15 protein-coding genes are annotated in these 11,853 nt (G+C 54.6%); all 15 read right to left on the bottom strand.

From position 1 onward, the window contains the following. Nucleotides 1-14 precede the first annotated feature (14 nt). The 15 genes from nuoH to DQX05_RS08625 all read right to left on the bottom strand — a co-directional run bounded on the left by nuoH (nt 15) and on the right by DQX05_RS08625 (nt 11,841). Nucleotides 15-1,025: an NADH-quinone oxidoreductase subunit NuoH gene (gene nuoH, locus DQX05_RS08555; protein ID WP_119792661.1), complete on the bottom strand. Its 1,011-nt coding sequence runs from the start codon at nt 1,023-1,025 to the stop codon at nt 15-17. After that, nucleotides 1,025-2,125: an NADH-quinone oxidoreductase subunit D gene (locus DQX05_RS08560; RefSeq protein WP_119792663.1), complete on the bottom strand. Its 1,101-nt coding sequence runs from the start codon at nt 2,123-2,125 to the stop codon at nt 1,025-1,027. The genes nuoH and DQX05_RS08560 overlap by 1 nt, the downstream gene beginning before the upstream one ends. Nucleotides 2,126-2,131: 6 nt before the next feature. Then, on the bottom strand, nt 2,132-3,196 hold the full coding sequence (locus DQX05_RS08565) for an NADH-quinone oxidoreductase subunit C (protein ID WP_119792664.1): 1,065 nt from the start codon (nt 3,194-3,196) through the stop codon (nt 2,132-2,134). Continuing rightward, nucleotides 3,193-3,711 carry a NuoB/complex I 20 kDa subunit family protein gene (locus tag DQX05_RS08570; RefSeq protein ID WP_087444369.1) on the bottom strand — a complete coding sequence of 173 codons (519 nt, stop codon included), beginning with the start codon at nt 3,709-3,711 and terminating at the stop codon, nt 3,193-3,195. Before DQX05_RS08570 ends, DQX05_RS08565 begins: the two co-directional genes overlap by 4 nt. After that, the gene (locus tag DQX05_RS08575) at nt 3,696-4,070 is read right to left on the bottom strand and encodes an NADH-quinone oxidoreductase subunit A (protein ID WP_040734613.1); all 375 of its coding nucleotides are present in this window, start codon (nt 4,068-4,070) and stop codon (nt 3,696-3,698) included. Before DQX05_RS08575 ends, DQX05_RS08570 begins: the two co-directional genes overlap by 16 nt. Nucleotides 4,071-4,542: 472 nt before the next feature. Beyond that, nucleotides 4,543-4,965, bottom strand: a complete 423-nt coding sequence (locus tag DQX05_RS08580) for a F0F1 ATP synthase subunit epsilon (RefSeq protein ID WP_119792666.1) — start codon at nt 4,963-4,965, stop codon at nt 4,543-4,545. Between the two features lie 67 nt (nt 4,966-5,032). After that, entirely contained in the window at nt 5,033-6,439 is a 1,407-nt protein-coding gene (atpD, locus tag DQX05_RS08585) for a F0F1 ATP synthase subunit beta (RefSeq protein WP_119792668.1), read from the bottom strand. A 42-nt stretch (nt 6,440-6,481) separates the two neighbouring features. Continuing rightward, entirely contained in the window at nt 6,482-7,342 is an 861-nt protein-coding gene (atpG, locus tag DQX05_RS08590) for an ATP synthase F1 subunit gamma (RefSeq protein ID WP_119792669.1), read from the bottom strand. A 103-nt stretch (nt 7,343-7,445) separates the two neighbouring features. After that, nucleotides 7,446-8,960: a F0F1 ATP synthase subunit alpha gene (gene atpA / locus DQX05_RS08595; RefSeq protein WP_119792671.1), complete on the bottom strand. Its 1,515-nt coding sequence runs from the start codon at nt 8,958-8,960 to the stop codon at nt 7,446-7,448. A gap of 34 nt (nt 8,961-8,994) precedes the next feature. After that, the gene (locus tag DQX05_RS08600) at nt 8,995-9,537 is read right to left on the bottom strand and encodes a F0F1 ATP synthase subunit delta (RefSeq protein ID WP_119792672.1); all 543 of its coding nucleotides are present in this window, start codon (nt 9,535-9,537) and stop codon (nt 8,995-8,997) included. Further along, nucleotides 9,534-10,019, bottom strand: a complete 486-nt coding sequence (gene atpF, locus DQX05_RS08605) for a F0F1 ATP synthase subunit B (RefSeq protein ID WP_119792674.1) — start codon at nt 10,017-10,019, stop codon at nt 9,534-9,536. The genes DQX05_RS08600 and atpF overlap by 4 nt, the downstream gene beginning before the upstream one ends. Before the next feature lie 92 nt (nt 10,020-10,111). After that, entirely contained in the window at nt 10,112-10,324 is a 213-nt protein-coding gene (atpE, locus tag DQX05_RS08610) for a F0F1 ATP synthase subunit C (protein WP_005544835.1), read from the bottom strand. Nucleotides 10,325-10,421: 97 nt separating this feature from the next. Further along, complete coding sequence (atpB, locus tag DQX05_RS08615; RefSeq protein ID WP_119792676.1) at nt 10,422-11,207, bottom strand: F0F1 ATP synthase subunit A; 786 nt, start codon at nt 11,205-11,207, stop codon at nt 10,422-10,424. A 30-nt stretch (nt 11,208-11,237) separates the two neighbouring features. Then, on the bottom strand, nt 11,238-11,615 hold the full coding sequence (locus tag DQX05_RS08620) for an ATP synthase subunit I (RefSeq protein ID WP_119792678.1): 378 nt from the start codon (nt 11,613-11,615) through the stop codon (nt 11,238-11,240). Continuing rightward, the gene (locus tag DQX05_RS08625; RefSeq protein WP_119792680.1) at nt 11,608-11,841 is read right to left on the bottom strand and encodes an AtpZ/AtpI family protein; all 234 of its coding nucleotides are present in this window, start codon (nt 11,839-11,841) and stop codon (nt 11,608-11,610) included. The genes DQX05_RS08620 and DQX05_RS08625 overlap by 8 nt, the downstream gene beginning before the upstream one ends. Nucleotides 11,842-11,853: the final 12 nt, after the last annotated feature.

The following is an 11,853-nucleotide window of genomic DNA, read 5'->3' on the forward strand; positions in this document are numbered from 1 at the left end:
ATTTCACCCCTAGCCTATTTGTTGAATAATTCGATATATAGCGCCGTCAAGAAGACATTCAGAAGCGCCAGCGGCAGCAGCACCTTCCATCCGAAGCTCATCAGCTGATCCACGCGAATGCGCGGCATCGTCGCCCGCAGCCAGAAGATGAAGAAGACGCAGAACGAAAATTTGAGCACGAACCATAAAATTCCCGGAATAAAGTCAAGGAACGGAAATGGCGGATGCCAGCCGCCGAGGAACAGCACCGTCGTCAGCGCAGAGAGCGCGAACACGTACACATATTCCGCCAGCATGAAAAAGGCAAACCGGAAGCCGCTATACTCCACATGATAGCCAGCGACCAGCTCCGACTCCGCCTCCGGCAAATCGAAGGGAGTCCGGTTCAGCTCGGATATCCCCGCAATGAGGAAGACGACGAAGCCGATAATCTGCGGGAACAGATTCCATTCCCACAAATAATTGCCCTGCCCTTCTACAATGGTACGCAAACTGAGCGATCCATTCAATAGAATAATGCCAACGACGGAAATGACAAGTGGAATCTCGTAGCTGATCATCTGCGCTGCAGAGCGCATTCCGCCCAAAAGTGAATATTTATTGTTGGAGGCCCAGCCGCCGATAATGATGCCGATAGTCGTAATGCTGGAGAGAGCGGCGTAGTAGAGCAAGCCCACATTCAAATCGGCAAAGCCGAGCCGTTCACTGTACGGGATCGTCGCCAGGACGGCGAACGCGGGCACATAGGCGATGACGGGCGCCAGAATGAACAAGGCCCGATCGGCTTTGCGCGGAATGGTATCTTCCTTAAGAAGCAGCTTGAATATATCCGCAACCGTCTGCAGCAGCCCGAATGGACCGACCCGGGACGGGCCGTGGCGGTACTGCATCCAGCCGATCACTTTCCGCTCGAAATAGATCGCATATGTGACGAAGCCCAGAACGACAAGAAGCATGACAATGGCCCAACCCAGAAAGATGAAGGCATTCGTCCAGGTGAGCGATTGTTGGATTAGTTCTTGCACTAGCAATCCACCTCCCCGACGACGATATCAACCCCGCCCAATATCGTAATAAGGTTCGTCATCGTCTCTCCGACGAGCAGCTTCGGCAGGATTTGCAGGTTGACGAAGGATGGACGCCGGAACTTCAAGCGGTAAGGCTCCTGCTTGCCCCGGGATACGATATAGCAGCCTATCTCGCCACGCGGCGATTCAATCCGCGCATAGATCTCTCCTTCCGGCGGGCGGATGACGCGCGGCACCTTGCCCATCGTCTCGCCTTCTCCCGGGAATTGTTCCACCGCCTGCTCCAGAATGCGCAGGCTCTGGCGAATCTCCTCCATCCGGAGGACGTAGCGCGTGTAGCAATCGCCGCCCGTTCCCACCGGGACATCGAACTCGAAGCGATCGTACAGGCTGTACGGCTCATCCTTCCGCAGATCCCACTTCACGCCGGTGCAGCGAAGATTCGCTCCACTCAGCCCATAGGCGATGGCGGTCTCCGCATCATAGGTTCCGATACCTTTGATCCGGGCCAAAAAGATCTCATTCCCGCTTACCAGCTTGTCGTATTCCTTCAATCGCTTGCGCATGTAAGGAATGAAATCGCGCACCTTGTCAATCCAGCCCGGCGGGGCGTCCCACTTGACGCCGCCGACCCGCATATAGTTGTAGGTCAGCCGCGCGCCGCACAGCTCGTTGAACAGATCGATGATGATTTCGCGATCGCGGAATGCGTACAGGAACGGGCTCATCGCCCCGATGTCCAGCAGGTAGGTGCCCCACCAGACGAGATGGCTGGCCACGCGCTGCAGCTCCATTACGATCAGGCGGAGAAATTCGGCGCGTTCCGGTATTTCCAGCTGCATCATTTTCTCGACGGCATGGACCAGCACATAGTTATTCGTCATCGCGGACACATAGTCCATTCTATCAGTATAAGGGATAATTTGCGTGTAGTTGAGGTTCTCGGCCAGCTTCTCCGTCCCCCGGTGCAGGTAGCCCATCACAGGGGTCGCTTCCTTGATCACTTCGCCGTCAAGCTTCACGACAATGCGAAAAACGCCATGTGTGCTCGGATGCTGAGGACCGACGTTCAAGAGCAGTTCTTCTGTGCGAATCAAGGGTGATTACACCTCCGAATCCAACGGCTCGTAGTCTTTGCGCAGCGGGTGGCCGACCCAATCATCCGGCATCATGATGCGGCGTAAATCGGGATGCCCGGGAAAATCGATGCCCAGCAGGTCATACACTTCCCGTTCACACCAATTCGCAGTAGGCCAGATCGGCGTTACCGAAGCAATGGACGGCTGCTCGCGATCGGTTTTGACATGAACGGCCGCCTCGGCCTTAGTGGATAAATTGATGAAATAGTATACAACCTCGAGATGAGCCTCATGGTCTACGCCAGCCAGATTCCGTAAGTAACTGCAGGACCACTCCGGATGATGCCGAAGCAGGCTTGCGCAAGCCAACCAATGCTCATTCTTCACGGTAATCGTCGGCAAATGCCCGTTCTCTTCATTGATGACAGCCGTCTCCACCGCATCCTCGGCCACCTCCGCCTTCAGCAGGGCGACCAGCGCATCAAGTACGGGCTGCTTCGGAGAAGGCTCCTTCGGCTTCGGCGGCTCCTCGCTCGCCTTCGCCCGTGGTGCGCGTGCCGGCCGCTCAGGCTTGTCGCCGGCTGCGGCAGCCGCTGCCCGGGCAGGCCGTTCGCCCGCAGCTCCCGCGGAGTCCGCGCCTCCTTCGGCCGTGGCCTTCGCCTTCGCGGCGCGCCGCTCCTCCGCCGCCTTCAGGCGGGCGGCCTTCTCCTCCTCGCTAAGCGGCACGCGCTTCGCCTTGTCCACCGGCGCTGGCGGTTCGGCGTCCTCCCGATTCGGCGCAACTGCTTCCGCTCGTTCCGCTTCCTTCCCTTCCTGTACGGCAGAAGGCTCCTCGACTTTCCCGCTGGCGCCGGCATTCTCATTCTCGTTGTGCCCGGCTTCTTTCACCTGTACGCCTGTCTCGGCTTGATCGGTTTCCTTCACCCGTACGTCTTTTTCAGCTTGATCGGGTTCCTCACCCTTCACAGCCTTGTCGGTCTGATCTTCTTTCATGGCCTTGCCGGGCTTGCCGGACCTTTCAGCCTTCTCTTCCTTCTCAGCTTCTAGCGGCGGCTGAACCGCCTCCTGATCCTTCTTTTCCTTGCTCACGCATCCGTCACCCGCTTTCCCGTCTTCGCTTCGTAGCGGATTTTCGCTTGCAACTTGTTAATGCCGTAAATCAATGCTGCCGGATTCGGTGGGCAGCCCGGAATGTAGATATCGACCGGAACAATCTGATCGACGCCTTTGATGACCGCATACGATTTGACATAAGGCCCGCCGGCCGTCGCGCAGGAGCCCATGGCGATGACCCATTTCGGCTCAGGCATCTGATCGTACAGCCGCTTCAACAGCGGCCCCATCTTCTTCGTTACGGTTCCGGACACGATCATGACATCCGACTGGCGGGGAGAAGTCCGGAAGATGACGCCGAAGCGGTCCAGATCATAGTGCGAAGCGCCGGTGCCCATCATCTCGATCGCGCAGCAGGCGAGACCGAACGTCAACGGCCATAGCGAGTTGCTGCGCGCCCACCCCTTCAATTGCTCCAACGTGCCGAAAAAAACGTTGCGCTCCAGCTCCTGCCGCTCTTCCAACGTGATTGATTCTAAAGAGAGTCCCATCGAAACACCTTCTTTTTCCAGGCGTAAATTAGACCAACCAACAGCAATCCGACAAAAATCAGCATCTCAACCAGCGCGAACAGACCAAGCTGCTTGTACGCAACCGCCCACGGGTACAAGAAAACGGTTTCCACATCGAAAATGACAAACATAAGCGCAAACAAATAGTACCGGATGTTAAACCGAACTTGTCCCACACCAACCGGATCGTTACCGCTTTCATACGTTGTTTGTTTCATGTCTGTCGGCTTCTTCGGCCTGAGCAGCCGGCCTGCTGTCAGAGCGGCCACCGGCAGAAAAATACCGAGTCCGATAAAAATGGCCACGATGACGTAATTGTTGATGTACTCCAAAGACATCCCCTCCGTCGCAGCTATCGTATTACAGACAACCCTATATTGAATGGTTCTAAACCCGCCACAATTATAACAAAACCTACCAATCCCGTCTATGCAAATCCTGGCATAATCTGTATTCCTTTTCGTAGAGCGGCAAATGGACATATTGCTATATTTTATTCACCGTGACGGGTCAATAGAAGCATTTCAAAGAAGCTTTTGTGATAATGCAGACATATTCGGTCGAATATAAATCCAGAGAGGTAAAGCCTATTAATACTATCGGCTTAGAAAGAATGATCTAAAAGAATGATGTAAGATTCATCGTTGAGGAAGCGTTGTTGCGGAAGGCTTGCATCGAATGTCCGCACCCAACGGAAGCCGGGGCGGCTGCGTTCCACTAACCTGGGGTCAATTCCGGCGGCAAGGCAATGCGCAAGCCCTCCGGATACAAATCAAGCCGAGACGCGAACAGCGCCTCGGCTTGAGTCTATTATCGTGACACGTTCCGTTGGGACACTTGGATCCGTGTTACGGCACGTTGGAGTGACAATTCCGCACGGCGGAAATCGACGTGATCCTGTTTGCTCCGTCGAGCCATTGCCAGGCGTTGTTCCGCACGCGCCTTTGCTGCCTTCGCGCGCTCGATGTCGATCTCTTCCGGCAGCTCCGCACTTTCCGCAAGGACAACGACCTTGTCTCTGCGTACTTCCACGAATCCGCCATGAACAGCAAGCCATAGGTCCTTGCTGCCTGTCTTAATCTTCATCGGCCCGACCTGCAGCGGCGTTACCATCGGGATATGTCCTGCCAAAATGCCGAGTTCACCTTCCACGCCCTTGACGGTAATCATGTTCACTTGATCCTCGAACACTTTATGCTCGGGTGTGACGATTTCCAATAAAAAGGTGCTCAACTGCGGTTCCTCCTTCCGTTCCATCCGGAACTATCCGTTCCGGACAGCCCGTTTGACGTCAAGCCGCTTACAGCGTCTTTGCCTTCTCCACCGCTTCTTCGATGGTGCCCACGAACAGGAATGCCGCTTCCGGAAGGTCGTCGTGCTTGCCGTCGAGAATTTCCTTGAAGCTGCGAACCGTTTCCTTGACCGGCACGTATTTCCCGGCGATGTTCGTGAACTGCTCGGCAACGTGGAACGGCTGGGACAGGAAGCGTTGAATCTTCCGCGCCCGGGCAACCGTCAGCTTGTCATCCTCCGACAGCTCATCCATACCGAGAATGGCGATAATATCTTGCAATTCTTTGTAGCGTTGAAGAAGCTTCTTCACGTCTTGCGCCACATCATAGTGCTCCTTGCCGACGATATCCGGCGACAGAGCGCGGGATGTCGAAGACAGCGGATCGACCGCCGGGAAAATACCCATTTCGGAAATTTTCCGGTCAAGGTTCGTCGTCGCGTCCAAGTGAGCGAACGTCGTCGCCGGCGCCGGGTCCGTATAGTCATCCGCAGGCACGTAAATGGCCTGAATGGATGTAACAGAACCTTTTTTGGTCGACGTGATCCGTTCCTGCAATTGTCCCATCTCGGTAGCCAGCGTCGGCTGGTAGCCTACCGCGGAAGGCATCCGGCCCAACAGGGCGGATACTTCGGAGCCCGCTTGCGTGAATCGGAAAATGTTATCGATGAAGAGCAACACGTCGCGGCCTTCTTCGTCACGGAAATATTCCGCCATCGTTAGACCGGTCAAAGCAACACGCAGACGCGCTCCAGGCGGTTCGTTCATCTGACCGAACACCATCGCCGTCTTGTTGATAACGCCGGAGTCTCTCATTTCATGATAGAGGTCGTTCCCTTCACGGGTACGCTCGCCTACGCCGGCGAAGACGGAAATCCCGCCGTGCTCCTGCGCGATGTTGTTGATAAGCTCCTGGATTGTAACGGTTTTGCCTACGCCCGCACCGCCGAAGAGGCCGATCTTACCGCCTTTGACGTACGGAGCAAGCAAGTCGATGACCTTAATCCCGGTCTCCAGAATCTCCGCTTGCGTCGTCAACTCGTCGAAGCTAGGAGCCGGCTTATGAATCGGGCTGGACAGCTCGCGGCTGACGTCCCCCGCATTGTCAATCGTATTGCCCAGTACGTTGAAGACACGGCCCAGTGTCACCGCGCCTACCGGTACTGTAATCGCATGCCCCAAATCGGTTGCTTCCATGCCGCGCACCAGACCATCTGTCGAAGACATCGCGACGCAGCGCACTACGTCATCGCCCAGATGGACGGATGCTTCCAATGTCAAGTTGATGTCAGGCGCGCCAGGAGTCGTCGATTTTCGTTCAATCTTGATCGCGTTCAAAATCTCCGGAAGTTGACCGCGTTCGAACTCAATGTCGACAACCGGACCGGTTACGCTAATCACGCGTCCTTTGTTCATCTCGTTCCCTCCTACTGAAAACTTGCGCTATCCCGTTATCCGCTAAGCTTGAGCGTTCGCTCCAGCTACGATTTCAGAAATTTCCTGCGTGATCGCCGCTTGGCGCGCACGGTTATAAGACAATGTCAGCGAGTTGATCATCTTCGTCGCATTCTTCGTCGCGCTGCCCATAGCGGTCATCTGCGCGCCGAATTCGCTTGCCTTCGCATCCAGCAGCGCGCTGTAGATGAGCGTCTCTGCATATTTCGGAAGCAGATCATGCAGCACCACCTCCGGCGAAGGTTCATACTCATAACTGGTGGTCTCTCCGCCCAATGCGTCATCATCTAATGGAAGAAGACGCTTCTCGACCGGCACCTGCGTGATCGCGTTGACGAATTCGTTGTAGAACAGGTTGAGCTCGTCGTACTGCTCTTCTTCGAAATATTTCACAGCTTTATAAGCTATTGTTTTAATATTCGCGAAGGTTGGAGAATCCGGCAGCTCCGTCACGACCTCCACCATCGGCATTTCCCGTCTGCGGAAGTAATCGCGGCCTTTGCGCCCGATGACGAACAATGCATATTCATCCACCGAACGGTGACGCTCGTTAATGACCTGCGTCACTTTGCGGAGCACGTTGGCATTATAGCCGCCCTTCAATCCGCCGTCGGAAGTAATGACGAGATATCCCGTCTTCTTCACCGGACGCTTCGCGAGCATCGGATGCTGAATGCCTTGCGTGCCTGCGGCGATGCTGGAGACGACTTCCTTGAGCTTATCCGCATAAGGACGAGCCGCTTCCGCCTTCTCCTGCGCGCGGCGAAGCTTCGCTGCCGCAACCATTTCCATTGCCTTCGTTATCTGCCGTGTACTCTGTACGCTCTTGATCTGACGTCGTATTTCGAGAATCCCTTTAGCCACTTACCTTCACCTGCCTTTCACACTTTGCGGGAGGCAAAGCGGAATTCATCCCTGTGCAGGCCGGGCCGCCATTGGCTTCCCGGCTTGCCTATTTACTTTATAATCAGCTCGACACGGCGAAGCTCTTCTTGAACTTGGCGATCGCTTGCACCAGTGCCTCTTCATTTTCTTTGGTCAAATCTTTCGTATCCCGGATCGATTGATAGATTTCATCGTTGTTCGATTGCAGGTACATATGAAGCTCCTGCTCGAAGCGAAGAACATCCTTAACCGGAATATCGTCGACATGGCCTCTCGTCGCCGTATAGATGCTGACGACCTGCTTCTCGACCGGAAGCGGCTCGTTCACACCCTGCTTCAGGATTTCCATCAGACGGGCGCCGCGCTCCAGGCGGGCGAGCGTCGATTTGTCCAGATCGGAACCGAACTGGGAGAAAGCCTGCAGCTCGCGGTATTGGGCCAGATCCAGCTTCAGTGTGCCGGCGACCTTCTTCATCGCCTTGATCTGAGCCGAGCCCCCTACGCGGGATACGGAAATACCGACGTTAACCGCCGGACGCTGGCCGGCAAAGAACAGATCGGACTCCAGGAAGATCTGCCCGTCCGTAATCGAGATGACGTTCGTCGGAATGTACGCCGATACGTCATTCGCTTGCGTCTCGATGAACGGCAATGCCGTCAAGGAGCCGCCTCCATTCTCATCGCTCAGCTTCGCTGCGCGCTCCAGCAAGCGGGAATGGAGATAGAAGACGTCGCCCGGATATGCCTCGCGGCCCGGAGGACGGCGAAGGAGCAAGGAGAGCTCGCGGTATGCCGCCGCTTGCTTGGTCAGGTCGTCGTATACGACCAGTACGTGCTCGCCTTTGTACATGAAATACTCGCCCATCGCGCAGCCTGCGTACGGTGCCAAGAAGAGAAGCGGCGCCGGTTCGGATGCCGCTGCCGTAACGACAATCGTATATTCCAATGCGCCGTGGCGGCGCAGTGTTTCTACGACTTGGGCTACGGTCGATTGCTTTTGGCCGATAGCGACGTAAATACATTTTACGCCGTTGCCTTTTTGGTTAATAATTGTATCGATAGCGATGGTCGTCTTCCCGGTCTGACGGTCGCCGATGATCAGCTCCCGCTGTCCGCGGCCGATTGGCACCATCGAGTCAATCGCTTTAATCCCGGTTTGCATTGGCTCATGAACCGATTTACGGTCAATGACGCCTGGGGCATTCGATTCCACTGGACGGAATTCCGTCGTCGCGATTTCTCCCTTGCCGTCAACCGGCTGTCCGAGCGAATTCACGACGCGCCCGAGCAGCGCTTCGCCTACTGGCACTTCCATAATGCGACCCGTACGTTTGACTTGATCCCCTTCGCGAATATCGGTGTAAGGACCAAGAATAACGATACCAACGTTGCCTGCCTCCAGGTTGAGAGCCATGCCTACGACGCCGTTGGAGAACTCCAGAAGCTCCCCGGACATGCAATTCTCCAAACCGTGAACGCGGGCGATTCCGTCACCGACATTGATAACCGTGCCGACTTCGGCCACTTCGATCTCAGCCTTGTAGTTCTCAATTTGACTTTTAATCAGTGTGCTGATTTCTTCAGGTCTGATGCTCAATTCGCTTCACCCCATTCTTCCGTGCTTATATCGTTTAACGTACTTGTGTTTTCAACGTTTTTTGAATACGTTCTAGTTGGCCGAACAAGCTTCCGTCATACAAGACGTCGCCGATGCGCACCTTCATGCCGCCGATGATCGAAGCATCGACCACATTGTGAACGCGGATCGTCTTGTTGAGGATCTGCCCGAACTGGGCGGCAACCTCTTGCTTCCCGGCCTCGTCCAGCGGAAAGGCAGTAGTCACGTAGGCATCAGTCACGCCGGTCGCTTCGCCGACGATGCGGACGAAGTGAGTCTCCAGGTCGGGAAGGATGCGGATGCGCCCCCGTTCCGTCAGGAGCAGCAGCGTATTCAGGACAATCTCGGATACTTCGCCTTCGAACGCCTGCCGAAGAATGGCCTGCTTCACGCTGACATCAATGTTCGGCGCGGAGAACAGGACGTACAGTTCCGAAGTCGAGTTCATGACTTCCACGACAGCCTTCAACTGCTGTTCGGTCTCGGCAACGGCTTTGCGCTCAGATGCCAGATCGAACAACGCTTTGGCATAACGTTTCGCTATATCTTTACTCATTGTTTGCCCCCTACCTCTTTCAGGTACTGGTCAACCAATTGATCTTGATCCTTTTCGTCCACCTGCTTCTGAAGAAGCTTCGAAGCGATGGCGACAGACATGCCGCTGACTTCATTGCGCAGGGCAGCCACAGCCTTGTTCTTCTCGCTCTCGATATCGCGGGCAGCTTCTTCCTTCAAGCGTGCTGTCTCGGCCTTCGCCTGACCGATGATATCGTCGGCCTGTCTAACGCTGGTCTGCTTCGCCTGCTCGATAATGTCATAAGCTTCTTTGCGGGCAGAATCGAGAGCCTGCTTCTGCTCTTCGATGTAAGTCTGAGCTTGCGTCCGGCTGGTGGCTGCTTCGTCGAGCTGCTGCTTGACCAGCTCGCGGCGTTTCTCCATGACGCTGAACAAAGGCCCAAATGCATACTTTTGAAGCAAAAAATATAGGATGAGGAAAGCGATAATCGCTAACACGAAATTTGACCACACGAAATCCACTACAGTCACTCCTTTCCGTTAACATGACGCGCAAGTACAAAACGAAGGCGCGGATGGCATCGGCCTTCCCCGCCAGACCGTTTGTCTATTCATTAAGAGAACATTGCTAGGAATGCGATAACTGTAGCTGCGAGCGGAATAACCTCGACGATACCGACACCGATAAACATGGTCGTTTGCAACATGTTGCGGGCTTCCGGTTGGCGGGCAATCGACTCCACCGTACGGCTTACGATCATACCGTTACCAAGACCTGCGCCCAATGCGCCCAAACCTACTGCAATTGCTGCTGCTAACATACCCATTAGAAAAGTCCTCCTCAAATTCATGTATTTGTGAATTGCTTTGTGTATATGTCTCACCCGAAGTAGCTCATCAAAATGATGGATTCGGCAGAGTTTGTTAATGCTCTTCATGCACGGACGCTTGCGCGATGTAGACCATCGTCAACATCGTGAAGATGAAAGCCTGCAATGCGCCGATAAAGATACTGAAGCCTTGCCACGCCGCGAGGAACGGAAGACCGAAGACGCCCGCTCCAATAAGCGTCGTTATCAGGACCTCCCCCGCGAAAATGTTCGCGTAAAGACGGATGCCGAGCGCGACCGGCTTCGCCAGGTTTTCCACAATGTTCAATGGAAGGAAAATCGGGAACGGCTCGAGATAATGCTTCAAGTAGTGCTTGCGGTTGTTCTTCAAGCCTAGGAAGTTCACGATGACGAAGACCATGAACGCCAGACCGAAGGTTACGGAAATGTCCGCCGTTGGCGACTTATACCATAGCAGATGGACGCTCTCCGGTTTGCCTTTGGCAGCGAGGTCATTGAAGACCTGTTGGCTCGTCGTAATGATCTCCTTGCCGAAGATCGTTACCGGATGGTGCGCCTCCGTGATGACCGCGAACGGCAACCCCAGCAGGTTGGATACAAAAATAAACAAGATAAGCGTCATCCCTAAGGAGATGTATGCCTTGCCTTTCTTGAAATCCATCGCGCTGCCGATAATCCCCTGTACGAATTCGACAACCCATTCCATGAAGTTCTGCATTTTGGAAGGGTTCTCGACCGACAGATTGCGGACGGCCAATCGTGCAATGATAAATACGATGACTACACTGATGAGCAGCGTCAGTATGATGGATAAATCCAACTGTAGCCCGCCAACCTCGATAATCGGTGCTGAGTGCATAAATGTGTTCACCCCTTTCCAATAAGCTGCTTATTCACCTTTTCTCCATTCCATAATGACGCTGACGATAATGGTCATGACTTGCATGACAATCAGTCCAACAATAGTCGACACAAGCGACACCTGTTCGAACTTCATGCCGATCATCACGGCCAGGAGAACGATACACATTCTCGTAACGAGTCCAAGACTGAATCTTTGACTTGTCTGACTGGCGGCAAGTTCGGCCAACTGTCTCACCTTCATCGACAAATAGCGCGCATTAATGAGACCGGCGACGGTTCCTAGCGTCAAGCCGGCTGCATAAGGGCGGTGCTCCGGTGAAAAAGCCCATACGAGAAGGAACATCGACATCAGGATGAATGCCACCCTGGTCACGGCATGGACAATCGAAGTCATATCATTCATCTTGTTCCCCCATGAACTTCCTTACAAAATAAATAATGTTCATGATGCCGAGACACATCCCGGCGATCATGCCGACGGCCAGCCACAGCTTGGGCCCGTCCAACGCTTGCGCCAGCCATTTCCCCGCAAAATATCCGATGACGATGTACACGGCGAGCGTGACACCGGCCCCACCGATGCTGAGAGCGATGAACCAAGCGCTGTCATTGCGTTTCGAAGTCTTCATAGGCTAATAATT

This window comes from Paenibacillus thiaminolyticus (assembly GCF_003591545.1).
Taxonomy (GTDB): Bacteria; Bacillota; Bacilli; order Paenibacillales; family Paenibacillaceae; genus Paenibacillus_B; species Paenibacillus_B thiaminolyticus_A.

Excerpts from the sequence above, each read along its gene's own strand:
- atpE (WP_005544835.1), bottom strand. The coding sequence starts at position 10,324 with ATGGGTATGTTAGCAGCAGCAATTGCAGTAGGTTTGGGCGCATTGGGC.
- atpD (WP_119792668.1), bottom strand. The coding sequence starts at position 6,439 with ATGAACAAAGGACGCGTGATTAGCGTAACCGGTCCGGTTGTCGACATT.
- DQX05_RS08570 (WP_087444369.1), bottom strand. The coding sequence starts at position 3,711 with ATGGGACTCTCTTTAGAATCAATCACGTTGGAAGAGCGGCAGGAGCTG.
- DQX05_RS08600 (WP_119792672.1), bottom strand. The coding sequence starts at position 9,537 with ATGAGTAAAGATATAGCGAAACGTTATGCCAAAGCGTTGTTCGATCTG.
- DQX05_RS08575 (WP_040734613.1), bottom strand. The coding sequence starts at position 4,070 with ATGTCTTTGGAGTACATCAACAATTACGTCATCGTGGCCATTTTTATC.
- DQX05_RS08620 (WP_119792678.1), bottom strand. The coding sequence starts at position 11,615 with ATGAATGATATGACTTCGATTGTCCATGCCGTGACCAGGGTGGCATTC.
- atpB (WP_119792676.1), bottom strand. The coding sequence starts at position 11,207 with ATGCACTCAGCACCGATTATCGAGGTTGGCGGGCTACAGTTGGATTTA.
- DQX05_RS08625 (WP_119792680.1), bottom strand. The coding sequence starts at position 11,841 with ATGAAGACTTCGAAACGCAATGACAGCGCTTGGTTCATCGCTCTCAGC.